This window comes from Thalassospira indica (genome assembly GCF_003403095.1).
In the GTDB taxonomy this organism is placed as follows: Bacteria; Pseudomonadota; Alphaproteobacteria; order Rhodospirillales; family Thalassospiraceae; genus Thalassospira; species Thalassospira indica.
The window spans coordinates 1,894,264-1,916,051 of the sequence record NZ_CP031555.1 but is presented as its reverse complement, the minus strand read 5'-3'; the positions used below and the strand labels follow the sequence as shown (position 1 = coordinate 1,916,051).

Here is a 21,788-nt window from a genome sequence, read left to right as displayed (position 1 = left end):
TCTTGACCGGAAAGTAACACGCAGATGACATTGATGACAGACGAAACATCGTCGATTGACGCTGGCATATGTGCGGCATAGCTTTCAGGCTTGTTTCCATCCAAGCAACAAAAAGAACACGTTCGTGACGCTCGTTTTTGCCTGCCTGCCCGACCTTGACTGTCGGGGCCTGCCATGACGTCAACATCACATGGCACGCCCGCAAAATTGCCGATTGTGATCGGGTTGGGCACGGGACAGACCCTTGCATTTGGCACCACGCTATATCTACCGGCTATTCTGGCCGAGCCGATGGCAATTGAGCTTGGCATTCCGCCGGGTTGGGCGTTTGGCGCCTTTTCACTTGCGCTGGTGTTTGCAGCGTTGCTCGGCCCCAAGGCCGGGGCGCGGATTGATCAGTTTGGCGGGCGCACGGTTCTGGCGGTGTCCAGCCTGATCTTTGCCGCGGGTCTTGCGCTCCTGGGTACGGCCGATAGCCTGACCATGATGTGTGTTGCGTGGTGCGTCATTGGTGTTGGCATGTCGATGGGGCTTTATGAGTCGGCCTTTGCCACGCTGAGCTGGATTTATGGCCATGATGCACGCGGACCGATCACCGGCATTACCCTGATTGCCGGTTTTGCCAGCACGATCTGCTGGCCGATTACCGCCGGGTTAGAAGCCGAATTTGACTGGCGCACGGCGTGCTATTTCTGGGCGGCGATGCATATCGTGCTGGGCTTGCCGCTTAATCTGTTTCTGATCCCGCGCACCAAAGGTGACGCGCCGACCATAGCAGAATACAACAAGAGCAAACCCGTCCCTGCCCCGCCCCCGGCCAAGCTATCGCGTTCGGATATCTTCAACATGCCAATGATCTTGCTGGCCATCGTGTTTGCCGCCAGCTGGTTTACCGCAACCGCCATGGCGGCACACCTACCGCGCCTGTTGCAAATTTCGGGGATGGATGCGGCCGGTGCACTGATTGCGGCATCGCTGGTTGGACCAGCACAGGTTGCGGGCCGGTTGGCCGAGTTCGGGTTGCTGAAAAAGATGCATCCGCTGATTTCATCACGGCTTTCGGCCCTGACCCACCCCATCGGCGCTGTATTGCTTTTGATTTTTGGCGGGCCGGTCGGGATGCTATTTACCAGCCTGCACGGGATCGGCAATGGCATTTTGACAATCGCCAAGGGCACCTTGCCACTGGCGACCTTTGGCCCGGTGGGATATGGCGCCCGGCAAGGCTATATCATGGCGCCATCGCGCTTTGCGCAGGCGGCCGCCCCGTTTGTCTTTGGGCTGTTGATTGATGATTACGGGCAGTATGCGATTTTACTGACCATTGCGCTCGGCCTTGTGACCTTTGCCGCCCTGATGATGCTGCGTCATCGGCCCGTGTCTGGCAATGCCGACTGACCAAGATACAAAAAGGCGCGCACCACAGCGGTGCGCGCCTTTGTTTTGGGTATCCGGCCTGACAGTTACAGGGTGAAATCACCGGTCAGGACCTTGCCATCGCGTTTGACGGAAATCTTCCAGTCGCGGCTGCGTTCACCGGCACGGACGACTTCCTTGAAACGCGCGACGGTATCAATCGGCTGTCCATTGACCTCGACAATATAGTCACCGGCCTGAAGACGGGTGCGACGTGCGAGGCTATCGCGGGCAACGGCCAGGATGACAACGCCTTCACTGAGGGTGTCGATGCCCAGTTCATCAGCCAGTGCCGGGTTCATATTGGCGATCTTGGTGCCGCTAAACGGGTTGCGGCCATCGATGATGCTTTCGTCACGGGCGGGAATTTCCGGTGCGACTTCCAGCGGCATGGCAAGGATGGTTTCGGCCCCGCGCCGCAGAACTGACAGCTTTGCCTCGCCGTTCAGCTCAAGCGTTGCGATACGGAATTTAAGCTCGTTCGGGTTATCAACCGCCAAGCCATTGACCGCAATCACAACGTCCCCTGATTGCAGGCCGCCGCGTTCAGCCGGGCTGCCAGGGCGAACCTTGTTGATCAAAACGCCATGCGGGCGATCCAATTCAAGGGATGCCGCCAGATCGGCCGTCACCGACTGCCCGGCCGCACCCAACCACGGACGGCGAAGATCGCCACTGATCAGGCCGCGCATCACCACCTTGACCATATTGGCCGGAACCGCAAAACCGATGCCGTTCGATCCGCCAGATTTGGTAAAGATCGCCGAGTTCACGCCGATCAGGTTGCCATCAATATCGACCAATGCCCCGCCGGAATTCCCCGGGTTAATCGCGGCATCGGTCTGAATGAAGGATTGGTAATCCTGGCCGGTGACACCGGCACGTGCCAGACCCGAAATAATGCCGCTGGTGACAGTTTGACCGACACCAAAAGGGTTGCCGATGGCAAGGACAAGATCCCCAACCTCGACCGCATCAGAGTCGCCAAACGGAATGGCCGGCAATTCGGCATCCACATTGCGCAGTTTCAACACAGCCAGATCGGTGCGTTCGTCCGAGCCAACCAGATCGGCATCGAATTCACGGTTGTCATGCAAGACGACGCGGATCTCGCTGGCGCCATTGATGACATGATGGTTGGTGATGATCGTGCCGTTGCCCGAGACAATTACCCCCGATCCAAGCGACCGTTCAACCCGTTGGCGCGGGGCACCAAAGGCACCGTCGAACCGATCACCAAAGAACTGTTTGAAGAACGGGTCATTGAAGAACGGTGTGCGCTGGCGCTGTTCGACGACCTTTTTGGTGTAGATGTTGACAACCGCCGGGGCGGTTTGTTTGACCAATGGCGAAAGCGACATCTTGATGTCCGCCTGGCTTGACGGCAAACGCCGGTCCAGGGTGGCTTCATCGCTTTGGGCATGGGCCAGATTGCCTGTGCTCGAAATCGTCGTCAGTCCGATTATGGCAAAGGCGACAATCTTTGAAATCCATCTTGCCTGCACGTCACACTCTCTCTTTTGGTTTGCTTGTTCGCGGTCCCGTGACCGACAAAGACTTGTCATCAATTAGGGAAACTAGACCTTACGCGCAACCTTGTCGGAAATATGAAATTTATGTCATTTAGCAAAAAGAAAACGGGCGACGCCATAAGGCATCGCCCGTTTCTGTTTCTTAAAGGCCGAAGCGTTGCTTATTCAGCTGCTTCTTCGCCTTCGCCCTCTGCTTCGAGGCGAGCACGGTCTTCCGCGCCTTTTGCATCGGCGTTGCGATCGACAAGTTCAATCACAGCAACCGGAGCCGCATCGCCATAACGGAAGCCGGCCTTGAGAACGCGGGTGTAACCACCAGCACGCTCTTTGTAGCGGTCAGCGATTTCGCCGAACAGCTTGGCTACGACTTTGTCGTCACGCAGGATCGAAATGGCCTGACGGCGTGCATGCAGGTCGCCCCGCTTGCCCAGCGTAATCAGTTTTTCGACATACGGGCGAAGATCCTTGGCCTTCGGAAGAGTGGTTTTGATCTGCTCGTGGGTGAGCAGTGAAACTGCCATGTTGGCAAACATCGCCTTACGATGGGACGAAGTACGATTAAGCTTACGGCCTTGCATACCGTGACGCATGGTAACTCTCCTTAATAGCCTGGCTTCGCTCACGAAACCGATTGTAAAACCGCGCCGCCACCCTGATCACTTTTACGCAAAGGCCAGGTTATGCACGTGCGGTGTGGGCAACAAGCCCGCCGGATGCCCAAACAACTGGGGTCTCCGGTTTGGAACATGAATGTTCCGATCTCGGCCCGAAGGCCGAAGACCCGTTCTTAGAACGGATCTTCGAACTTGCGAGCAAGTTCTTCGATGTTTTCCGGCGGCCAACCGCCGACTTCCATACCAAGATGCAGACCCATCTGAGCCAGAACATCCTTGATTTCGTTCAGCGACTTACGGCCGAAGTTCGGCGTACGGAGCATTTCTGCTTCGGTCTTCTGAACAAGATCACCGATATAGATGATGTTGTCGTTCTTCAGGCAGTTAGCCGAACGTACCGACAGCTCAAGCTCGTCAACCTTACGCAGAAGGTTACGGTTGAACGGAAGTTCGTCTTCTTTCTTCTCTTCGACAACCGCTTCCGGCTCTTCGAAGTTGACGAACAGCGACAGCTGGTCCTGAAGGATACGGGCAGCAAGCGCAACCGAATCTTCCGGGGTCAGTGCACCGTTGGTTTCAACGGTCAGCGACAGCTTGTCAAAGTCGGTATCCTGACCAACACGGGTGTTTTCCACCTTGTAGGCCACTTTACGGATCGGGCTGAAGATCGCATCGATCGGAATAAGACCAATCGGCGCGTCCGACGAGCTGTGCGAGCTGGCTGCAACATAGCCTTTACCGTTATCAACGGTGAATTCGATGTTGAGCGTAGCACCATCGTCAAGATGGCAAAGCTCGAGATCCGGGTTAAGGATTTCGATATCCGCACCGGTTTCGATCTGACCTGCGGTGACGGCACCGGGGCCGGTCGCCTTCAGAGCCATTTTCTTCGGACCTTCAGCATGCATACGCACGCCCATGGTCTTGATGTTCAGGATGATGTCGGTGACATCTTCACGCACACCCGGGATCGACGAAAATTCGTGCAATACACCGTCGATCTGGATCGCGGTAACTGCCGAACCCTGGAGCGACGACAGCAGAATGCGACGCAGCGCGTTACCCAGAGTCTGACCAAAACCGCGCTCCAGCGGTTCTGCCACGATCGTACCAATACGGCTGGCATCAGTACCCGGAGTAACATCAAGCTTCGTCGGCTTAATCAGTTCCTGCCAGTTCTTTTGAATCACGAGACCCACCTTCGCAACTGGAGCCTATGGAAAGGAGGGCAATAAACTTGCCCCCACGAGAAACGCGAAGAGGCCCGGTCATCCCGGGCCCAAACGCGGGGTCGTCCGCAAGGATCGACGCGATTAGACGCGACGACGTTTACGCGGACGGCAACCGTTGTGCGGAATCGGCGTTACGTCTTTGATCGACGTAATGGTGAAACCGACAGCCTGAAGCGCACGCAGTGCAGATTCACGTCCCGAACCCGGGCCTTTAACCTGTACTTCGAGGGTTTTCATACCGTGTTCAGCAGCTTTTTTACCTGCGTCTTCGGCAGCCATCTGTGCAGCATACGGAGTCGATTTACGCGAACCGCGGAAACCCATACCACCAGCGGTCGACCAGGAAATGGTATTTCCCTGTACGTCGGTGATGGTGATCATGGTGTTGTTGAAGGTCGCGTTTACGTGCGCGATACCGTTCGTAATGTTCTTGCGCTCGCGGCGACGCACGCGAGTCTGAGGAGTCTTCGCCATTGTCGTTCCCCTACCTTACTTCTTCTTGCCAGCAATCGGCTTAGCCGGGCCCTTACGGGTGCGAGCGTTGGTGTGGGTACGCTGACCGCGTACCGGGAGACCGCGACGATGACGCAGGCCGCGATAGCTGCCCAGGTCCATCAGACGTTTAATGTTCATTGCGGTTTCACGACGGAGGTCGCCTTCGACGGTGTAATCAGCGTCGATGACTTCACGAACCTTCAGAACCTGGTCATCAGAAAGCTGATGAACGCGGGTTGCGGATTCGATTCCGACCTTTGCGCAAATTTCTTTGGCTTTAGCCGGGCCAATACCGGTGATGTAGGTAAGCGCAATCACGACACGCTTAGCGGTCGGGATGTTTACGCCAGCAATACGAGCCACTATGTGAACTCCTGTTTCCTGTTAACAAACCCAGGGGCAGATCCGGTAGGGTAGGACGCTGCAAAAGCGGGCCAGCATTACTGCCAACCCGCCAGCAAAAAAACGCCCTGCCCGGGAAATTACCCCAGGATGGCTTCAATCTCGCGCGTAACTTGGTCGATTTCAGCCATCCCGTCAACTGTTTTCAGCTTACCGACCTTTTCATAGTAAGGAATGATCGGTGCTGTCTGCTTGTGATAAGCTTCCAGTCGCGAAGTGACCGTCTCGGCATTGTCGTCCGCACGGCGTTTAAATTCGGTGCTGCCACATACGTCACAGACACCTTCCTTGGCGGGTTTCTGGAACTCGTCGTGATAGCCCTGCCCGCATTTCGCGCAGGTATAGCGGCCAACAATACGGGCCACCAGTGCTGCATCGTCAACACGCAGTTCAATCACATAATCAAGTGCCAGTCCCTTGGATTCCAGCATTTCGTCCAGAGCTTCTGCCTGGGCGGTGGTGCGTGGGAACCCGTCCAGAATGAAACCACCCTTGGTATCATCCTGGTCAAGTCGTTCGGAAATCAGACCGATCATGAGATCGTCGGATACGAGCTGGCCCGCATCCATGACTTCCTTTGCCTTCTGCCCCAGTTCCGTGCCAGCAGCAACCGCCGCGCGGAGCATGTCGCCCGTCGAGAGCTGGATCATGCCGCGTCCTGTTTCAAGACGCTTGGCCTGGGTACCTTTCCCTGCGCCGGGAGGGCCAAGAAGGATAATGTTCATCGTCTTCCCCCTGAATGCGGTGGTCGCCTTTAACGGCGGCGACCACGCAGTTTGGATTTCTTGATCAGGCCTTCATACTGATGAGCCAGCATATGAGACTGAACCTGCGCAACGGTATCCATGGTTACCGTGACAACGATCAGGAGGCTAGTCCCACCAAAGTAGAAGGGAACAGACCATTCCGCGATCAGCAGTTCCGGCAGGATACAGACGAATGCGAGATACGCTGCACCGATCACCGTCAGACGGGTCAGAATGAAATCCAGATAGTTGGCTGTATTTTTACCCGGACGAATGCCCGGAATAAAGCCACCATGTTTCTTCAGGTTGTCTGCCGTATCTTCCGGGTTGAAAACAACCGCGGTGTAGAAGAAGGCAAAGAAGACGATCAAACCGATATAAAGCGCAATATAAAGCGGCTGACCACGGCCAAGCAGTGCCGTTGCAGTCGTCAACCAGGCCGGGGCATCAACACCGGTGGTGAACTGGGCAACCGACAGCGGCATGAGCAGCAGCGAGCTTGCGAAGATCGGCGGAATAACACCGGCAGTGTTGATCTTGAGCGGCAGGTGCGAGCTCTGACCTTCCATGACCTTCATGCCGACCTGGCGTTTCGGGTACTGGATCAGAACGCGGCGCTGCGCACGTTCAACAAAGACGATGAAAGCGATAACTGCGATTGCCAGAACGATGATTGCAACGATCACCAGTGCAGAGATCGCACCGGTACGACCCAGTTCAAGGGTGCCTGCAATCGCGCTTGGCAGGCCGGCAACAATACCGGCAAAAATGATCAGCGAAATACCGTTACCAATGCCGCGCTGGGTGATCTGCTCACCAAGCCACATCAGGAACATGGTGCCACCAACAAGGGTGATCACCGCGGTAATGCGGAAGAACATGCCCGGATCCGGAACAGCAGCACCGGTTGAACCGGTCATGCTTTCAAGACCAACGGCAATGCCCCACGCCTGCACCGTTGCAATCAACACCGTCAGATAGCGGGTATATTGGTTAATCTTTTTGCGACCCTGTTCGCCTTCTTTCTTGAGCTGCTCAAGGGTTGGCGAAACAGTCGTCATCAACTGAATAATAATCGAGGCCGAGATGTACGGCATGATATTCAGCGCAAAGATCGTCATACGACCCAGCGCACCACCGGCGAACATGTCAAACATGCCCAGAACACCGCCCGCATTCTGACGGAAAATGTCAGCAAGAATGGACGGGTCGACACCCGGAACCGGAATATAGGTTCCAAGGCGGTAAACAATAAGCGCGCCCAAAGTGAACCAAATACGCTTTTTAAGCTCGGTCGACTTTGAAAAAGCGGACCAATTCAGGTTCGCGGCAAGCTGCTCGGCGGCCGATGCCATGCACTCATCTCCCAATACACATAAACTGGAGGGTCCGGTCCCGTGTACTGGAACCGGACCCTCTCGAAGTCAATTTAGGCTTATTCTGCGGATTCTGCAGCAGCGACCGGAGCAAGAACCTTGACCGAACCACCAGCTTTCTCGACAGCTTCGACAGCTGCTTTGGAAGCACCGGAGATTTCGATGTTCAGTTTCGCTTTCAGTTCGCCTTTGGCAAGAAGACGCAGACCGTCTTTCTGCGGACGAGCCAGACCTTTTTCCGCAAGAACAGCGACGGTGACATTTGCACCTTCTTCAAGAACGCCGTTATCAACAGCAGTCTGAAGGGTACCAAGGTTCACAACGCCGAACTGTTTCTTGAACGGGTTTTTGAAGCCGCGTTTCGGAAGACGGCGATAGATAGGCATCTGCCCACCTTCGAAGCCATTGATGGCTACACCCGAACGGGACTTCTGACCCTTCTGACCTGCGCCAGAAGTTTTGCCTTTGCCCGAACCGATGCCGCGACCGACGCGGGTGCGCGCCTTGCGGGCACCCGGGTTATCGGCGAGTTCGTTGAGTTTCATCGTTCAACACCTTTTCGATCTGGGGTCAATCAAGCCTCGTCCACACGGACGAGGTGTTTGACCTTTGCGATCATACCGCGAACAGCCGGAGTATCTTCCAGCTCACGAGTCCGGTGCAGTTTGTTCAGGCCAAGACCAACGAGGGTCTGGCGCTGATCAGCCGGACGTCCGATCGGCGAACCCGTCTGGGTAACGCGTACGGTCGCTTTTTTCTTAGCAGCCATATCGAATTACTCCTTTTCGAGAACGGCGGCAGCAGCCGAACCGCTATCGCGACGGGCAACGACGTCACCGACTTTCAGGCCACGCTTAGCAGCGACCTGACGCGGGGAAGCACCGTTGACCAGAGCGTCAAGGGTTGCGCGGATCACGTTGTGCGGGTTGTTCGAACCGGTGCATTTGGACACAACGTCCTGAACGCCCATGGTTTCGAAAACCGCACGCATCGCACCGCCTGCGATGATACCGGTACCAGCCGGAGCGGAGCGAAGGATAACCTTGCCTGCACCGAAATGGCCCTGCGTATCATGGTGAAGGGTACGGCCTTCACGCAGCGGAACGCGGATCATGTTACGTTTAGCAGCTTCGGTGGCCTTACGGATCGCTTCCGGAACTTCACGGGCTTTACCCGTGCCGTATCCGACGCGACCGCGCTGGTCACCGACAACTACCATTGCGGAGAAAGCAAAGCGACGGCCGCCCTTAACGACTTTCGCGACGCGGTTGATACCAACCAGCTTGTCGACGAGTTCGTTTTCTTCACGGGCTTTCGGCGCCTGCTGCTGTTGATTCTGGTTACGTGCCATGGTCGTGCTCCTTAGAAGTCCAGACCGCCCTCACGGGCGGCATCGGCCAGAGCTTTCACCCGGCCATGGAACAGATACCCGCCACGATCGAAAACGACCGTTTTCACACCAGCTTTGACTGCGCGCTCGGCAATTGCCTTGCCAACCAGAGCAGCGGCGTCGGCATTGCTGCCTTTCGCCTTCAGATCTTTCTCCATGGTCGAAGCAGCCACCAAGGTGGTGCCTTTGACGTCGTCGATGATCTGAGCATAGATGTGGGCGTTCGAACGGTGCACGCTGAGGCGCGGGCGACCGGCCGCTTTCTGGCGGATCGCAAAACGAACGCGACGCTTGCGGCGTTCGAATAGGCTTCTCACGTTTTTCATCGTGCCTGTCCTTACTTCTTCTTGCCTTCTTTGCGCAAGATATACTCGCCTTCGTAGCGGACACCCTTGCCTTTGTAAGGCTCCGGACCGCGCCAGCCGCGTGCATTCGCAGCGAACTGACCAACGAGTTGTTTATCTGCGCCAGAAATGGCGACGAGGGTCGGCTTTTCAGCAACGACGTTAAGACCCGCAGGGATCTCCATTTCTACGTCATGTGAGAAGCCAAGCTGCAGAACCAGGTTTTTGCCCTGAACCTGCGCACGGTAACCAACACCGGTGATTTCCAGTTTCTTGGTGAACCCTTCCGAAACCCCGGTAACGAGGTTCGCGATATTGGCACGGGTGGTACCCCAAAGGGCACGTGCGCGCTTGCTATCGTTTTTAGGTTTCACGAAGATCTGGTTATCTTCCTGAGTGACGGATACGTCCGAGGTCAAAGCCAAGTTAAGCTCACCGAGCTTGCCTTTTGCGCTGATCTGCTCTTCGGTCAAGGTGATGGTAACGCCGTTAGGCACGACCACCGGGTTTTTTCCTACTCGCGACATCGTTGGCCCTCCTTAGAATACCTTGCAGAGGATTTCGCCGCCGACATTCTGCTCGCGAGCCTCCTGATCCGATAGAACCCCTCGCGGAGTGGACAGGACTGCGATGCCCAGACCGTTATATACCTTCGGAAGATCTTTGATCTTCGAATATACACGACGACCCGGGGTCGAGACGCGGTCGATCTGCTTAATCACGCCATCACCCTCAAAATATTTGAGTTCGATGGTGATTTCGCTGACGCCCTTGCGAATTTCATTAACATTGTAACCGCGGATATAACCTTCGCGCTGGAGAACATCCAACACACCGGTACGCAGTTTCGAAGCCGGCGAAACGACGCTGGATTTACCAACGCGCTGGCCGTTACGGATACGCGTGAGCATATCACCGACTGGATCAGTCATCGACATGTGATGTCCTCCTTACCAGCTCGACTTCACCATGCCCGGGATCTGACCACGTGAAGCAAGTTCACGAAGCGCGATACGGGACAGGCGGAATTTGCGATAGACACCACGCGGACGACCGGTGATCTGGCAGCGAATACGCTGACGGATACGAGCCGAGTTACGCGGCAGCTGGGCGAGTTTCATCACAGCAACGATACGATCCTCAGGGGTCGTCTCGCGATTTGCGATAACCGCTTTAAGGGCGGCACGCTTGGCAGCATATTTTTTTGCCAGGCGTTCACGTTTGAGTTCACGCTCTACAGCGCTTTTCTTGGCCATGGGCCAACCTCCGTTAGTTTCCGAACGGAAGATCAAAGCCCTTAAGAAGGGCGAGAGCTTCATCGTCGGACTTAGCCGTGGTACAAATGATGATATCCATCCCGCGAACAGAGTCGACTTTGTCGTACTCTACCTCAGGAAAGACGAACTGTTCTTTCAAGCCCATGGCAAAGTTGCCACGACCATCGAAAGATTTTTTGTTCAGGCCGCGGAAGTCACGAACGCGCGGCAGCGCGATGGTGACCAAGCGGTCCAAGAACTCAAACATACGGTCGCGACGCAAGGTCACTTTACAACCGATGTTCATACCTTCACGCAGCTTGAAAGCCGCAACGGACTTTTTCGCTTTGGTGAAGACAGGCTTCTGACCGGTGATAGCAGCGAGATCCGCAGCAGCACCTTCCAGCTTCTTACGATCCTGGGTGGCGTCGCCGACACCCATGTTGATCACGATTTTCTCGAGGCGCGGAATCTCCATGGTGTTCTCGTAGGAGAACTCCTTCTGGAGTGCGTCACGCACCACTTCTTTGTAATGTTCGCGCAGGCGCGTCATTTTTCCGTCCCTCAGTTGTCGATGACTTCGCCGCTGAGCTTCGCTACGCGAACCTTGCGACCATCATCGAGGGTCTTGAAACCGACGCGGGTCGGCTTGTTTTCTTTCGGGTCAACAATCGCGACGTTGGAAACAGCAATTTTTGCTTCCTTTTCGACGATGCCACCAGCATCAGCACCGGTCGGGCGCTGGTGACGTTTCACCAGGTTGATGCCCGAAACCAGAACTTTGTTCTCGGTCGGGAAAGCGGCGAGAACTTCGCCGGTTTTCCCTTTGTCTTTACCCGTCAGAACAACGACGCGATCGCCCTTTTTAATCTTGGCAGCCATTACAGCACCTCCGGAGCGAGCGAAATGATCTTCATGTAACCTTTAGAACGAAGTTCACGGGTTACCGGGCCAAAAATACGCGTGCCGATCGGCTCGCCGTTCGCATTAATGAGAACGGCAGCGTTGCGGTCAAAGCGGATCGCCGAGCCATCGGCACGACGAATTTCCTTTGCGGTGCGAACGATGACAGCTTTGTGAACTGCACCCTTCTTTACGCGACCGCGCGGAATGGCTTCCTTGACGGAAACCACGATAACATCACCAACGTTGGCGGTTTTGCGCTTCGAGCCGCCCAGCACCTTGATGCACTGGACGCGGCGAGCGCCGCTGTTGTCGGCGACGTCCAGATTGGACTGCATCTGGATCATGGGTTTACCCCTTGACTATGATTGGGCTGAGGACTCACTCCTCGACCACTACTTCCCAAGACTTCAACTTCGAGATCGGTTTGCATTCGCGAATGCGAACAACGTCACCCGTTTTGAAGCGGTTCTCTTCATCGTGCGCGTGGAATTTCTTCGACTTACGCACGTACTTTTTATACAGCGGGTGCATGACCTGGCGCTCCACTCGGACCACCACGGTCTTGTCGTTTTTGGTCGAAACGACTGTCCCCTGCAATACACGCCTCGGCATGTGTGTCTACTCCTCTGCGTGTCCAGTTAGGCCGCGGTTGCACCCTTCTCGTTACCGAGAAGGGTTTTAATGCGGGCAATATCACGACGGACCTGGCGGACCCGCGCAGTGTTCTCGAACTGCCCCGAAGCCTGCTGGAAACGCATATTGAACGATTCCTTACGCAGGTCCAGAAGCAGCTGCTTCAGTTCGTCAGCGCTTTTAGCGCGGAGATCAGCAATTTTCATCACTAATTACTCCCCTTCACCAAGACGGGTGACAAACTTGGTCTTGATCGGCAATTTTGCCGCTGCCAGCTCGAAAGCACGGCGTGCAAGATCCAACGGAACACCGTCGAGTTCAAACATGATCCGACCCGGTTTAACGCGTGCCGCCCAATATTCAGGCGAGCCTTTACCTTTACCCTGACGGACTTCGGCAGGCTTCTGCGAGACCGGGAGATCCGGGAAAACGCGAATCCACACACGGCCTTGACGGCGCATGTGGCGGGTGATCGCGCGGCGAGCCGCTTCGATCTGACGCGCCGTTATACGCTCCGGCTCCATGGCTTTCAAGCCATAAGCGCCGAAATTAAGTTCGGTACCACCCTTGGCTTCGCCTTTGAGGCGGCCTTTGTGGGCTTTGCGGAACTTTGTACGTTTCGGAGAAAGCATATCGGGATCTCCTTACTTACGACCGGAACCAGCCGACTCGAGAGCGCGACGCTCAGAAGCCAACGGATCATGTGCCATGATTTCGCCCTTGAAGATCCAGACCTTCAGACCGCAAACACCGTAGGTGGTGTGTGCTTCCGAAGTGCCATAATCAACGTCCGCACGCAGGGTATGCAGCGGAACGCGACCTTCACGGTACCATTCGGTACGGGCGATTTCTGCGCCACCAAGACGACCAGCAGCATTAATACGAATGCCACCGGCACCGAGACGCATTGCGTTCTGAACCGAGCGCTTCATAGCGCGACGGAACGAAACACGGCGCTCAAGCTGCTGGGCGATGTTGTCAGCGACCAGCTTGGCATCGAGTTCCGGCTTGCGAATCTCGATGATGTTAACCTGCACTTCGGCATTTGCCAGTTTCTGCAGATCGTTCTTGAGCTTCTCGATGTCCTGGCCTTTTTTCCCGATCACAACGCCCGGACGAGCGGTGTGGATCGAAATGCGGGCTTTCTTCGCCGGACGTTCGATAATCACCTTCGATACACCCGCCTGTTTCAGACGGTCGAAGATGAAATTGCGGATCGCGAGATCTTCGTGAAGAAGACCAGCGAAATCGGCCTTGTTGGCGTACCAGCGGGAATCCCAGGTACGGTTAATGCCAACGCGCAGACCGATCGGATTAATTTTCTGACCCATTACTCGGCCTCCTCACGTTCGCAAACGACGATGCGCATGTTGGAGAACGGCTTAATGATTTTGCCAACACGACCGCGTGCACGGGCGCGCCAGCGCTTCATTACGAAGGCCTTACCAACAGATGCCTCTTTAATATAGAGACGGTCAACATCGAGCTGATGGTTGTTTTCGGCATTAGCGATTGCCGATTCCAGCAGCTTTTTGACGTCTTGCGAAATGCGTTTATTGGAGAAGGTCAGCTCTGCCAAAGCAGCTTCTGCCTTCATACCACGAATCGACTCGGCGACGAGGTTGAGCTTACGCGGGGAAATGCGTACTGCCCGGAGCGAAGCCGCGGCCTCGTTATCCGCCAGCCGACGGATGTCAGCTTTCTTACCCATCGTTACTTCCTCTTCGCCTTTTTGTCGGCCGCGTGACCATAGTAGGTACGGGTCGGCGAGAATTCACCGAACTTGTGACCAATCATATCTTCGGTCACGAGCACCGGCAGGAATTTCTGGCCATTGTAAACCCCAAAGGTGAGGCCTACGAATTGCGGCAGAATCGTCGAACGCCGCGACCAGGTCTTAATTACCTCATTCCGGCCTGAGGCACGGACAGTATCGGCTTTCTTAAGAAGGTATCCGTCAACAAACGGACCCTTCCAAACGGAACGCGCCATAGTCTAGCCTCCTCCGTTAGCTCTTGTGACGACGGCGCATGATGAGCGCGTCGGTCTTTTTGTTCGAGCGGGTACGTTTGCCCTTGGTAGGCTTGCCCCACGGCGTAACCGGGTGACGACCACCCGACGTACGACCTTCACCACCACCATGCGGGTGATCGATCGGGTTCATGGCAACGCCACGAACCGAAGGACGCTTGCCAAGCCAGCGATTACGGCCGGCTTTACCAAGGTTCGAGTTCTGATGGTCCGGGTTGGACACGGCACCAATGGTAGCCATGCATTCACCACGAACCAAACGTACCTCACCGGAGGACAGCTTAAGCTGGGCGTAACCCTGGTCCTTACCAACAAGCTGTACATACGAGCCTGCTGAACGTGCGACCTGACCACCTTTACCGGCTTTCAGTTCGACGTTATGGACAATGGTACCGACCGGAATGTTCTTCAGCGGTGCGGCGTTACCCGGCTTAATGTCTACGCGTTCAGCGGCAACAACGTTGTCGCCGACAGCGAGACGCTGCGGTGCGAGGATGTAGGCCAGCTCGTCGTCGGAATAGCGAACCAGTGCGATAAACGCGGTACGGTTCGGATCATATTCCAAACGCTCGACGGTACCGACGACGTCAAACTTGGTACGTTTGAAGTCGATGAGACGGTAACGACGTTTGTGACCACCACCAATACGGCGGGCGGTGATACGACCAGTGTTGTTACGGCCACCTTTCTTGCGAAGACCTTCGGTCAACGCTTTGATCGGCTTGCCCTTGTGGAGATCAGAACGATCCACGAGAACCAGCTGACGGCGACCAGGAGAGGTTGGTTTAAACTTCTTCAAAGCCATTGTCTTAGATTCCCGTAGTCACATCGATGGACTGGCCCTCTTCGAGGGTCACCATCGCTTTCTTGAAATCGCTCCGACGACCGGAAATACCGCGAAAACGCTTGGTCTTTCCTTTTACCACAGAGGTATTGACCGCCTTGACCTTCACCCCGAACAGACCTTCCACAGCAGCCTTAATCTCCGGCTTGGTGGCGTCGATCGCAACTTTGAACGCAACTGCGTTGTGTTCAGAAATCAGCGTCGACTTTTCAGTGATATGCGGGGCGCGGATGACTTCGTACATCCGCTCTTTGCTGATGATCGTCATTTGAGACGTGCCTCCAACGCTTCGACCGCACCCTTGGTCAGCACCAGGGTGTCACGGCGCAGGATGTCATAGACGTTAGCACCAATCTGCGGGAGCACATCAACCTGCGGGATGTTGCGCGCTGCGCGTGCAAAACCTTCGTTGACCTGCGCACCGTCGATGATCAGTGCAGACTTCCAGCCGAGTTTATTGAAAACTGCGACCAGATTCTTGGTTTTGGCGTCCGAGAATTCCGCATTATCAAGAACGATAAGCTTACCGTCTTTTGCCTTAGCCGACAGAGCGGTTTTCAGCGCGAGTTTACGGAACTTCTTGGTCAGATCGTGTGCGTGGTCGCGAACGCGCGGACCGTGCACGGTACCACCACCACGGAACTGTGCGGCTTTACGGGAACCGTGACGTGCACCGCCACTACCCTTCTGACGCACGAATTTTTTCGTGGTTGCGGAAACTTCGGACTTTTCCTTTACCTTGTGGGTACCGGCACGGCGTTTTGCCAGCTGCCAGTTCACCATGCGGTGCAGGACGTCACGACGTACTTCCAGACCAAAGATGTCTTCTGCAAGATCAATCTTACCGGACTTGGAAGCGTCAAGTTTGAGAATGTCGAGCTTCATGATGCTTATTCCTTATCCTCGGCGACAGCTTCTTCAGCGGCCGGGGCAGCACCCTTGAGCGCGGCCGGGAACGGCAGACCTTCCGGTGCAGCACGCTTCACGGCATCCTTGACAAGGACATAGGCACCCTTGTGACCCGGAACGGCACCATGCACCAGGATCAGGCCTTTGTCGGCGTCCGAAGACACGACTTTAAGGGACTGAACGGTTACACGTGCGGCACCGAGGTGACCAGCCATCTTCTTACCTTTGAAGACGCGGCCCGGGTCCTGGCACTGACCGGTGGAACCATGCGAACGGTGCGACACAGACACACCGTGCGACGCACGCAGACCACCGAAGTTGTGACGCTTCATCGCACCGGCAAAACCTTTACCGATGGACGTGCCGATTACGTCAACGTACTGGCCTTCGACGAAATGGGTTGCAGCAAGTTCTGCACCAACTTCGATCAGGCCATCTTCGCTCACGCGGAATTCAGCAAGTTTGGCTTTCGGCTCAACCTTGGCTTTGGCGAAGTGGCCACGCATCGGCTTGGATACGTTTTTCACTTTCGCTTTGCCATAACCAAGCTGAACAGCGACGTAGCCGTCGGTGTCGTTGGTACGGTTGGCGACAACCTGAAGATCTTCGACCTTCAGAACGGTTACAGGAAGGTGGGAACCGTCGTCGTTGAAGACGCGGGTCATACCGACCTTCTGGGTAATAAGTCCACTACGCATTGCGGCTTACTCCCGATTAAAGTTTGATCTCGACATCGACACCGGACGCAAGGTCGAGCTTCATAAGAGCATCGACGGTTTGCGGGGTCGGGTCGACAATGTCGAGAAGACGCTTGTGCGTACGGATTTCAAGCTGTTCGCGTGACTTTTTGTTCACGTGCGGAGACCGCAGAACAGTGTACTTTTCGATGCGGGTCGGCAGCGGAATCGGGCCGCGGACCTCTGCGCCAGTGCGCTTCGCCGTATTGACGATCTCACGCGTGGACTGATCCAGCACGCGATGGTCAAACGCCTTGAGGCGAATGCGAATGTTCTGACTATCCATGTAATTATGTACCGGAGCCCTCAAAAGGACACCGGCCCCTCAACTGGAGTTGACGATTGCCGCAAAAGTGTTGCGGGCGGCTTACATAGCCGCCCGCTCCACAAAGATCAAGAGAAAAAATTATTCGATGATCTTGGCAACAACGCCCGCGCCGACGGTACGACCGCCTTCACGGATTGCGAAACGCAGACCTTCGTCCATTGCGATCGGTGCAATGAGAGTTGCGGTCATCTGAACGTTGTCACCCGGCATAACCATTTCCGTACCTGCCGGCAGCTCGATCGAACCGGTTACGTCAGTCGTACGGAAGTAGAACTGCGGACGGTAGTTCGAGAAGAACGGCGTGTGACGGCCACCTTCATCCTTGGTCAGGATGTAGGCTTCTGCTTCGAATTTGGTGTGCGGGGTGATCGAGCCAACGTGTGCCAGAACCTGGCCACGTTCGACGTCTTCACGTTTGGTACCACGCAGCAGCGCGCCAATGTTGTCGCCAGCTTCGCCCTGGTCGAGCAGCTTGCGGAACATTTCAACGCCGGTAACGGTGGTTTTAACGGTGTCTTTAATGCCGACGATTTCAATCTCTTCGCCAACTTTAACAACGCCGGTTTCAACACGACCGGTTACAACCGTACCACGACCCGAGATCGAGAACACGTCTTCGATCGGCATCAGGAACGGCTTGTCTTTCGGACGCTCAGGAGCCGGGATGTAGTCGTCAACCGCTTTCATCAGTTCGAGGATAGCGTTTTTGCCGATTTCATCATCGCGACCTTCCAGAGCAGCAAGAGCAGAGCCCTTGACGATCGGAATATCGTCGCCCGGGAAGTCGTAGGACGACAGAAGTTCACGGATTTCCATTTCGACGAGCTCGAGAAGCTCTTCGTCGTCGACCTGGTCAACTTTGTTCATGAAGACGACGAGAGCCGGAACACCAACCTGACGTGCGAGCAGGATGTGCTCACGGGTCTGCGGCATCGGGCCATCAGCAGCCGAAACGACGAGGATACCGCCGTCCATCTGTGCCGCACCAGTGATCATGTTTTTAACATAGTCAGCGTGGCCCGGGCAGTCGACGTGTGCGTAGTGACGGTTCTCGGTCTCATACTCAACGTGCGCGGTCGAGATCGTGATACCACGAGCTTTCTCTTCCGGTGCCTTGTCGATCATGCTGTAGTCCTGGAACGAAGCGCCACCGGCTTCTGCCAGAACTTTGGTGATTGCTGCGGTCAGCGTGGTTTTACCGTGGTCAACGTGGCCGATGGTGCCAACGTTAACGTGCGGTTTTGTACGCTCAAACTTTTCTTTAGCCATTTCTAACTCCGTTTATTCTAGCTGGCCCTTAGCCGGCCGATTTGGCTTTGACTTCGTCCGCAACTGCCTGCGGGACGTCGGCATAATGATCGAACTGCATCACGAACTGGGCACGGCCCTGGGACATGGAGCGCAGCGTGTTGACGTAACCGAACATGTTCGCCAGCGGTACGAACGCGTTAACAACGCGTGCAATACCACGGGAGTCCATGTCACGGACCTGGCCACGACGGCTGTTCAGGTCACCAATGATATCGCCCATGTATTCTTCCGGGGTCACTACCTCGACCTTCATGATCGGCTCGAGCAGCTTCGGAGAAGCTTTTGCCAAACCTTCGCGGAATGCTGCGCGAGCAGCGATTTCGAAGGCCATGACGCTCGAGTCAACGTCGTGGTATGCACCGTCCGTCAACTTGATAGAGAAGTCGGTTACAGGGAAGCCTGCGATCACACCGCTCTGCAGCGAGCTTTCGAGACCTTTCTGTACGCCCGGGATGTATTCCTTCGGAACGTTACCGCCAACAACGGTATCGGAGAAGGAGAAGCCCGAACCCGGTTCACCCGGGGTGAAGGTCAACTTGATACGTGCGAACTGACCCGAACCACCCGACTGTTTTTTGTGGGTGTAGTCGATATCGACTTCTTTCGAGATCGTCTCACGGTAAGCAACCTGCGGCGCGCCGACGTTTGCTTCGACTTTGAATTCACGCTTCATACGATCGACAAGAATGTCGAGGTGAAGTTCGCCCATACCGGAAATGATGGTCTGGCCGGATTCGTGGTCGGATTTAACGCGGAACGACGGATCTTCCTGTGCAAGACGTGCAAGGGCGAGACCCATTTTTTCCTGGTCGGCTTTCGATTTCGGCTCAACAGCGATTTCGATAACCGGATCCGGGAATTCCATACGCTCGAGAATGATCGGCTTTGCCGGGTCACAAAGGGTATCACCAGTGGTGGTGTCCTTCATGCCAACCAGAGCAACGATGTCGCCCGAGCATGCGTATTTGATTTCTTCGCGGTTGTTTGAATGCATAAGAAGCATACGGCCGATACGTTCTTTTTTCTCTTTAACAGAGTTGAGAACATACGAACCGGCATCCAGAACACCGGAATAGATACGAATGAAGGTCAAGGAACCGACGAACGGGTCGGACATGATCTTGAACGCAAGAGCCGAGAACGGTGCTTCGTCGGTCAGCGGACGGCTATCCGGCTCGTCTTCGGTGTTCGGCTTAACGCCACGAACATCGTCGATGTCATCCGGAGCCGGCATGTAGTCGACAACAGCATCAAGAAGCGGCTGAACGCCTTTGTTCTTGAACGCGGTACCCAGAAGGACCGGAACAAGGTTGCCAGCGATCGTACCTTTGCGGATGCACTTCTTGATAACTTCCTCGGTCGGCATTTCGCCTTCGAGGTAAGCTTCCATTGCTGCTTCGTCGCACTCGACAGCCTGTTCGATCAGGGCTTCGCGGTATTCCGCAGCCTGGTCAGCAAGCGAGTCACGGATGTCGCGATATTCGAATTCTGCACCAAGGCTTTCGTCTTTCCAGACGATTTCCTTGTTGCGAACGAGATCGACAACACCTTCGAATTCGCCTTCGGAACCAATCGGCAGCTGCATAACAGCAACATTCGCACCGAGACGTTCTTTCATCATCTCAACGCAACGGAAGAAGTCCGCACCGGTACGGTCCATTTTGTTGACAAAGCACATACGCGGTACGTGGTATTTGTCAGCCTGGCGCCAAACGGTTTCGGTCTGCGGTTCAACACCGGAAACGGCATCGAATACCGCGCAAGCACCATCGAGAACGCGGAGCGAACGTTCAACTTCAATCGTGAAGTCAACGTGGCCCGGGGTATCGATGATGTTGACCCGGTGATCGTTCCAGAAGCAGGTAGTTGCAGCAGACGTAATCGTAATGCCGCGTTCCTGTTCCTGTTCCATCCAGTCCATGGTCGCGGCGCCGTCGTGGACTTCGCCGATCTTGTAGGACTTGCCGGTGTAGAAAAGAATTCGCTCGGTTGTCGTGGTTTTACCAGCATCGATGTGTGCCATGATGCCAATATTGCGATACCGAGAGATCGGAGTACGTTGTACCATAATCGACTCTTGATCCTGAGGTCTGGGTTACCAGCGATAATGAGCGAAAGCCTTGTTGGCTTCGGCCATACGGTGGGTATCTTCGCGTTTCTTGACGGCCGAGCCACGGTTGTTGGCTGCGTCCATCAGTTCGCCTGCAAGACGACCAACCATGGTGGTCTCGGAACGTTTGCGCGCAGCGTCAACCAGCCAACGAATGGCCAGAGCCTGACGACGCTCGGAACGAACTTCAACCGGAACCTGATAGGTAGCACCACCAACACGGCGCGAACGAACTTCGACGTTCGGCTTCACGTTATCCATGGCTTCGTGGAACTGGGCAACAGGGTCTGCACCCTTGCCTTCCATAACTTCCAGGGCACCATAAACGATCTTTTCAGCTGCGGATTTTTTACCATCCAGCATCAGACCGTTCATGAACTTGGTCAGAACCTTATCGCCATATTTGGCGTCAGGCAGAACTTCGCGCTTTTCAGCAGCGTGACGACGTGACATCTGAGCTGCTCCTTATTTCGGACGCTTCGCGCCGTATTTCGAACGACGCTGTTTACGGTCTTTGACACCCTGCGTATCGAGGGTACCGCGAATGATGTGGTAACGGACACCCGGCAAATCTTTTACACGGCCGCCGCGGATCATTACGACGGAGTGTTCTTGCAGGTTGTGGCCTTCACCCGGAATGTAAGAGGTAACTTCGTAGCCGTTGGTCAAACGAACACGAGCAACCTTACGAAGTGCCGAGTTCGGCTTCTTCGGGGTAGTGGTATAGACACGGGTGCAAACGCCGCGTTTCTGCGGGCATGCTTCCAGTGCCGGAACCATATCGCGCTGGGTGCGCGGAGTCCGCGACTTGCGGATCAACTGGTTAATAGTGGGCATTAACTTTCCCTTTTACTTTAACGGACGCCACTAGGGCGTTGCTCTTATCGACGCACGACGAGCGACCACGCGTCTTTGTGCAAGTACAAAAACACGCGCGGACGCCCATAAAAGCAGGAGTTCCTGCCTCGACGGCCGTCAGAGTCGCACTCAAGCGATGGGGGGCGAAAACCGCCCGCTACCGCACAAAGCGGCACCGGCACAGTTGCCCCCCCCTAGATTCGGTGGGCGCATACTAGTGACGGGCCCCTTTTGCGTCAAGCAAAACCCTCTGGGCCTTCGAGTTGGCGCTTCAAACGCCGAAACGAGCCGGTGCGTCGATAAGAGTCCGGCTCGTTT

Annotated in this window: 33 protein-coding genes; 1 reads left to right on the top strand and 32 read right to left on the bottom strand. The window is 55.5% G+C overall.

The window, feature by feature from the left end; genetic code table 11:
• Nucleotides 1–174 precede the first annotated feature (174 nt).
• Complete coding sequence (locus tag DY252_RS09020; protein WP_064790749.1) at nucleotides 175–1,398, top strand: MFS transporter; 1,224 nt, start codon at nucleotides 175–177, stop codon at nucleotides 1,396–1,398.
• A gap of 65 nt (nucleotides 1,399–1,463) precedes the next feature.
• On the opposite strand, the gene DY252_RS09015 is transcribed toward DY252_RS09020, so the two are convergent.
• The 32 genes from DY252_RS09015 to rpsL form a co-directional block, all read right to left on the bottom strand.
• Complete coding sequence (locus DY252_RS09015; protein WP_082923637.1) at nucleotides 1,464–2,921, bottom strand: DegQ family serine endoprotease; 1,458 nt, start codon at nucleotides 2,919–2,921, stop codon at nucleotides 1,464–1,466.
• 188 nt (nucleotides 2,922–3,109) lie between these two features.
• Nucleotides 3,110–3,538 carry a 50S ribosomal protein L17 gene (rplQ, locus tag DY252_RS09010; RefSeq protein WP_064790747.1) on the bottom strand — a complete coding sequence of 143 codons (429 nt, stop codon included), beginning with the start codon at nucleotides 3,536–3,538 and terminating at the stop codon, nucleotides 3,110–3,112.
• 197 nt (nucleotides 3,539–3,735) lie between these two features.
• Nucleotides 3,736–4,752, bottom strand: a complete 1,017-nt coding sequence (locus tag DY252_RS09005; RefSeq protein WP_008892197.1) for a DNA-directed RNA polymerase subunit alpha — start codon at nucleotides 4,750–4,752, stop codon at nucleotides 3,736–3,738.
• A gap of 123 nt (nucleotides 4,753–4,875) precedes the next feature.
• Nucleotides 4,876–5,268 (bottom strand): 30S ribosomal protein S11, encoded by a 393-nt coding sequence (gene rpsK / locus DY252_RS09000; RefSeq protein WP_008892196.1) that lies wholly within the window; start codon nucleotides 5,266–5,268, stop codon nucleotides 4,876–4,878.
• A gap of 15 nt (nucleotides 5,269–5,283) precedes the next feature.
• The gene (rpsM, locus tag DY252_RS08995) at nucleotides 5,284–5,652 is read right to left on the bottom strand and encodes a 30S ribosomal protein S13 (protein WP_008892195.1); all 369 of its coding nucleotides are present in this window, start codon (nucleotides 5,650–5,652) and stop codon (nucleotides 5,284–5,286) included.
• Between the two features lie 119 nt (nucleotides 5,653–5,771).
• Nucleotides 5,772–6,416, bottom strand: a complete 645-nt coding sequence (locus DY252_RS08990) for an adenylate kinase (RefSeq protein WP_008892194.1) — start codon at nucleotides 6,414–6,416, stop codon at nucleotides 5,772–5,774.
• A gap of 29 nt (nucleotides 6,417–6,445) precedes the next feature.
• Nucleotides 6,446–7,792 (bottom strand): preprotein translocase subunit SecY, encoded by a 1,347-nt coding sequence (secY, locus tag DY252_RS08985; protein ID WP_064790745.1) that lies wholly within the window; start codon nucleotides 7,790–7,792, stop codon nucleotides 6,446–6,448.
• Nucleotides 7,793–7,872: 80 nt separating this feature from the next.
• Nucleotides 7,873–8,358, bottom strand: a complete 486-nt coding sequence (gene rplO, locus DY252_RS08980) for a 50S ribosomal protein L15 (protein ID WP_008892192.1) — start codon at nucleotides 8,356–8,358, stop codon at nucleotides 7,873–7,875.
• Between the two features lie 29 nt (nucleotides 8,359–8,387).
• Nucleotides 8,388–8,582 (bottom strand): 50S ribosomal protein L30, encoded by a 195-nt coding sequence (gene rpmD, locus DY252_RS08975; protein WP_007091489.1) that lies wholly within the window; start codon nucleotides 8,580–8,582, stop codon nucleotides 8,388–8,390.
• A 6-nt stretch (nucleotides 8,583–8,588) separates the two neighbouring features.
• A complete protein-coding gene (gene rpsE / locus DY252_RS08970; RefSeq protein WP_008892191.1) occupies nucleotides 8,589–9,164 on the bottom strand; it encodes a 30S ribosomal protein S5 in 576 nt (191 codons plus the stop codon).
• A gap of 11 nt (nucleotides 9,165–9,175) precedes the next feature.
• Nucleotides 9,176–9,529 (bottom strand): 50S ribosomal protein L18, encoded by a 354-nt coding sequence (gene rplR, locus DY252_RS08965; protein ID WP_008892190.1) that lies wholly within the window; start codon nucleotides 9,527–9,529, stop codon nucleotides 9,176–9,178.
• An 11-nt stretch (nucleotides 9,530–9,540) separates the two neighbouring features.
• Nucleotides 9,541–10,074, bottom strand: a complete 534-nt coding sequence (rplF, locus tag DY252_RS08960; protein WP_008892189.1) for a 50S ribosomal protein L6 — start codon at nucleotides 10,072–10,074, stop codon at nucleotides 9,541–9,543.
• Between the two features lie 12 nt (nucleotides 10,075–10,086).
• The gene (gene rpsH / locus DY252_RS08955; RefSeq protein WP_008892188.1) at nucleotides 10,087–10,485 is read right to left on the bottom strand and encodes a 30S ribosomal protein S8; all 399 of its coding nucleotides are present in this window, start codon (nucleotides 10,483–10,485) and stop codon (nucleotides 10,087–10,089) included.
• A gap of 12 nt (nucleotides 10,486–10,497) precedes the next feature.
• A complete protein-coding gene (rpsN, locus tag DY252_RS08950; protein WP_008892187.1) occupies nucleotides 10,498–10,803 on the bottom strand; it encodes a 30S ribosomal protein S14 in 306 nt (101 codons plus the stop codon).
• A gap of 13 nt (nucleotides 10,804–10,816) precedes the next feature.
• The gene (gene rplE / locus DY252_RS08945) at nucleotides 10,817–11,356 is read right to left on the bottom strand and encodes a 50S ribosomal protein L5 (protein ID WP_008892186.1); all 540 of its coding nucleotides are present in this window, start codon (nucleotides 11,354–11,356) and stop codon (nucleotides 10,817–10,819) included.
• An 11-nt stretch (nucleotides 11,357–11,367) separates the two neighbouring features.
• Nucleotides 11,368–11,685 (bottom strand): 50S ribosomal protein L24, encoded by a 318-nt coding sequence (gene rplX, locus DY252_RS08940; protein WP_008892185.1) that lies wholly within the window; start codon nucleotides 11,683–11,685, stop codon nucleotides 11,368–11,370.
• The gene (gene rplN, locus DY252_RS08935; RefSeq protein WP_008892184.1) at nucleotides 11,685–12,053 is read right to left on the bottom strand and encodes a 50S ribosomal protein L14; all 369 of its coding nucleotides are present in this window, start codon (nucleotides 12,051–12,053) and stop codon (nucleotides 11,685–11,687) included. The genes rplX and rplN overlap by 1 nt, the downstream gene beginning before the upstream one ends.
• Before the next feature lie 34 nt (nucleotides 12,054–12,087).
• Entirely contained in the window at nucleotides 12,088–12,321 is a 234-nt protein-coding gene (gene rpsQ, locus DY252_RS08930) for a 30S ribosomal protein S17 (RefSeq protein ID WP_008892183.1), read from the bottom strand.
• Nucleotides 12,322–12,347: 26 nt separating this feature from the next.
• Nucleotides 12,348–12,548 carry a 50S ribosomal protein L29 gene (gene rpmC / locus DY252_RS08925; RefSeq protein ID WP_008892182.1) on the bottom strand — a complete coding sequence of 67 codons (201 nt, stop codon included), beginning with the start codon at nucleotides 12,546–12,548 and terminating at the stop codon, nucleotides 12,348–12,350.
• Nucleotides 12,549–12,554: 6 nt separating this feature from the next.
• Nucleotides 12,555–12,974 (bottom strand): 50S ribosomal protein L16, encoded by a 420-nt coding sequence (gene rplP / locus DY252_RS08920; RefSeq protein ID WP_008892181.1) that lies wholly within the window; start codon nucleotides 12,972–12,974, stop codon nucleotides 12,555–12,557.
• A gap of 12 nt (nucleotides 12,975–12,986) precedes the next feature.
• The gene (gene rpsC, locus DY252_RS08915) at nucleotides 12,987–13,673 is read right to left on the bottom strand and encodes a 30S ribosomal protein S3 (RefSeq protein WP_008892180.1); all 687 of its coding nucleotides are present in this window, start codon (nucleotides 13,671–13,673) and stop codon (nucleotides 12,987–12,989) included.
• Nucleotides 13,673–14,053 carry a 50S ribosomal protein L22 gene (gene rplV / locus DY252_RS08910; RefSeq protein ID WP_008892179.1) on the bottom strand — a complete coding sequence of 127 codons (381 nt, stop codon included), beginning with the start codon at nucleotides 14,051–14,053 and terminating at the stop codon, nucleotides 13,673–13,675. Before rplV ends, rpsC begins: the two co-directional genes overlap by 1 nt.
• 2 nt (nucleotides 14,054–14,055) lie before the next feature.
• Entirely contained in the window at nucleotides 14,056–14,334 is a 279-nt protein-coding gene (gene rpsS / locus DY252_RS08905; RefSeq protein WP_008892178.1) for a 30S ribosomal protein S19, read from the bottom strand.
• 16 nt (nucleotides 14,335–14,350) lie between these two features.
• Nucleotides 14,351–15,178: a 50S ribosomal protein L2 gene (gene rplB / locus DY252_RS08900; RefSeq protein WP_008892177.1), complete on the bottom strand. Its 828-nt coding sequence runs from the start codon at nucleotides 15,176–15,178 to the stop codon at nucleotides 14,351–14,353.
• 4 nt (nucleotides 15,179–15,182) lie between these two features.
• Nucleotides 15,183–15,485: a 50S ribosomal protein L23 gene (locus tag DY252_RS08895; protein WP_008892176.1), complete on the bottom strand. Its 303-nt coding sequence runs from the start codon at nucleotides 15,483–15,485 to the stop codon at nucleotides 15,183–15,185.
• The gene (gene rplD / locus DY252_RS08890; RefSeq protein WP_008892175.1) at nucleotides 15,482–16,102 is read right to left on the bottom strand and encodes a 50S ribosomal protein L4; all 621 of its coding nucleotides are present in this window, start codon (nucleotides 16,100–16,102) and stop codon (nucleotides 15,482–15,484) included. Before rplD ends, DY252_RS08895 begins: the two co-directional genes overlap by 4 nt.
• 5 nt (nucleotides 16,103–16,107) lie before the next feature.
• Nucleotides 16,108–16,824, bottom strand: coding sequence for a 50S ribosomal protein L3 (gene rplC, locus DY252_RS08885; RefSeq protein WP_008892174.1), 717 nt, complete (start codon nucleotides 16,822–16,824; stop codon nucleotides 16,108–16,110).
• Between the two features lie 16 nt (nucleotides 16,825–16,840).
• The gene (rpsJ, locus tag DY252_RS08880) at nucleotides 16,841–17,149 is read right to left on the bottom strand and encodes a 30S ribosomal protein S10 (RefSeq protein WP_008892173.1); all 309 of its coding nucleotides are present in this window, start codon (nucleotides 17,147–17,149) and stop codon (nucleotides 16,841–16,843) included.
• A gap of 120 nt (nucleotides 17,150–17,269) precedes the next feature.
• On the bottom strand, nucleotides 17,270–18,460 hold the full coding sequence (tuf, locus tag DY252_RS08875; RefSeq protein WP_120225142.1) for an elongation factor Tu: 1,191 nt from the start codon (nucleotides 18,458–18,460) through the stop codon (nucleotides 17,270–17,272).
• Nucleotides 18,461–18,488: 28 nt separating this feature from the next.
• Entirely contained in the window at nucleotides 18,489–20,570 is a 2,082-nt protein-coding gene (fusA, locus tag DY252_RS08870; protein ID WP_064790826.1) for an elongation factor G, read from the bottom strand.
• Between the two features lie 27 nt (nucleotides 20,571–20,597).
• On the bottom strand, nucleotides 20,598–21,065 hold the full coding sequence (gene rpsG / locus DY252_RS08865; protein WP_007092426.1) for a 30S ribosomal protein S7: 468 nt from the start codon (nucleotides 21,063–21,065) through the stop codon (nucleotides 20,598–20,600).
• Between the two features lie 12 nt (nucleotides 21,066–21,077).
• Nucleotides 21,078–21,449 (bottom strand): 30S ribosomal protein S12, encoded by a 372-nt coding sequence (gene rpsL / locus DY252_RS08860; RefSeq protein ID WP_007092427.1) that lies wholly within the window; start codon nucleotides 21,447–21,449, stop codon nucleotides 21,078–21,080.
• Between the last annotated feature and the right edge of the window lie 339 nt (nucleotides 21,450–21,788).

Excerpts from the sequence above, each read along its gene's own strand:
- rplX (WP_008892185.1), bottom strand. The coding sequence starts at position 11,685 with ATGGCTGCCAAGATTAAAAAGGGCGATCGCGTCGTTGTTCTGACGGGT.
- rplP (WP_008892181.1), bottom strand. The coding sequence starts at position 12,974 with ATGCTTTCTCCGAAACGTACAAAGTTCCGCAAAGCCCACAAAGGCCGC.
- rpsC (WP_008892180.1), bottom strand. The coding sequence starts at position 13,673 with ATGGGTCAGAAAATTAATCCGATCGGTCTGCGCGTTGGCATTAACCGT.
- rplF (WP_008892189.1), bottom strand. The coding sequence starts at position 10,074 with ATGTCGCGAGTAGGAAAAAACCCGGTGGTCGTGCCTAACGGCGTTACC.
- DY252_RS09020 (WP_064790749.1), top strand. The coding sequence starts at position 175 with ATGACGTCAACATCACATGGCACGCCCGCAAAATTGCCGATTGTGATC.
- rpmD (WP_007091489.1), bottom strand. The coding sequence starts at position 8,582 with ATGGCTGCTAAGAAAAAAGCGACCGTACGCGTTACCCAGACGGGTTCG.
- rplD (WP_008892175.1), bottom strand. The coding sequence starts at position 16,102 with ATGAAGCTCGACATTCTCAAACTTGACGCTTCCAAGTCCGGTAAGATT.
- secY (WP_064790745.1), bottom strand. The coding sequence starts at position 7,792 with ATGGCATCGGCCGCCGAGCAGCTTGCCGCGAACCTGAATTGGTCCGCT.
- rpsQ (WP_008892183.1), bottom strand. The coding sequence starts at position 12,321 with ATGCCGAGGCGTGTATTGCAGGGGACAGTCGTTTCGACCAAAAACGAC.
- tuf (WP_120225142.1), bottom strand. The coding sequence starts at position 18,460 with ATGGCTAAAGAAAAGTTTGAGCGTACAAAACCGCACGTTAACGTTGGC.
- rpmC (WP_008892182.1), bottom strand. The coding sequence starts at position 12,548 with ATGAAAATTGCTGATCTCCGCGCTAAAAGCGCTGACGAACTGAAGCAG.
- DY252_RS08895 (WP_008892176.1), bottom strand. The coding sequence starts at position 15,485 with ATGACGATCATCAGCAAAGAGCGGATGTACGAAGTCATCCGCGCCCCG.
- rpsJ (WP_008892173.1), bottom strand. The coding sequence starts at position 17,149 with ATGGATAGTCAGAACATTCGCATTCGCCTCAAGGCGTTTGACCATCGC.
- rpsE (WP_008892191.1), bottom strand. The coding sequence starts at position 9,164 with ATGGCACGTAACCAGAATCAACAGCAGCAGGCGCCGAAAGCCCGTGAA.
- rplC (WP_008892174.1), bottom strand. The coding sequence starts at position 16,824 with ATGCGTAGTGGACTTATTACCCAGAAGGTCGGTATGACCCGCGTCTTC.
- rpsH (WP_008892188.1), bottom strand. The coding sequence starts at position 10,485 with ATGTCGATGACTGATCCAGTCGGTGATATGCTCACGCGTATCCGTAAC.
- rplV (WP_008892179.1), bottom strand. The coding sequence starts at position 14,053 with ATGGGTAAGAAAGCTGACATCCGTCGGCTGGCGGATAACGAGGCCGCG.
- DY252_RS08990 (WP_008892194.1), bottom strand. The coding sequence starts at position 6,416 with ATGAACATTATCCTTCTTGGCCCTCCCGGCGCAGGGAAAGGTACCCAG.
- rpsL (WP_007092427.1), bottom strand. The coding sequence starts at position 21,449 with ATGCCCACTATTAACCAGTTGATCCGCAAGTCGCGGACTCCGCGCACC.
- rplB (WP_008892177.1), bottom strand. The coding sequence starts at position 15,178 with ATGGCTTTGAAGAAGTTTAAACCAACCTCTCCTGGTCGCCGTCAGCTG.
- rplQ (WP_064790747.1), bottom strand. The coding sequence starts at position 3,538 with ATGCGTCACGGTATGCAAGGCCGTAAGCTTAATCGTACTTCGTCCCAT.
- rplO (WP_008892192.1), bottom strand. The coding sequence starts at position 8,358 with ATGAAACTCAACGAACTCGCCGATAACCCGGGTGCCCGCAAGGCGCGC.
- rpsN (WP_008892187.1), bottom strand. The coding sequence starts at position 10,803 with ATGGCCAAGAAAAGCGCTGTAGAGCGTGAACTCAAACGTGAACGCCTG.
- rplR (WP_008892190.1), bottom strand. The coding sequence starts at position 9,529 with ATGAAAAACGTGAGAAGCCTATTCGAACGCCGCAAGCGTCGCGTTCGT.
- fusA (WP_064790826.1), bottom strand. The coding sequence starts at position 20,570 with ATGGTACAACGTACTCCGATCTCTCGGTATCGCAATATTGGCATCATG.
- rplN (WP_008892184.1), bottom strand. The coding sequence starts at position 12,053 with ATGATCCAGATGCAGTCCAATCTGGACGTCGCCGACAACAGCGGCGCT.
- rplE (WP_008892186.1), bottom strand. The coding sequence starts at position 11,356 with ATGACGCGCCTGCGCGAACATTACAAAGAAGTGGTGCGTGACGCACTC.
- rpsG (WP_007092426.1), bottom strand. The coding sequence starts at position 21,065 with ATGTCACGTCGTCACGCTGCTGAAAAGCGCGAAGTTCTGCCTGACGCC.
- rpsK (WP_008892196.1), bottom strand. The coding sequence starts at position 5,268 with ATGGCGAAGACTCCTCAGACTCGCGTGCGTCGCCGCGAGCGCAAGAAC.
- rpsS (WP_008892178.1), bottom strand. The coding sequence starts at position 14,334 with ATGGCGCGTTCCGTTTGGAAGGGTCCGTTTGTTGACGGATACCTTCTT.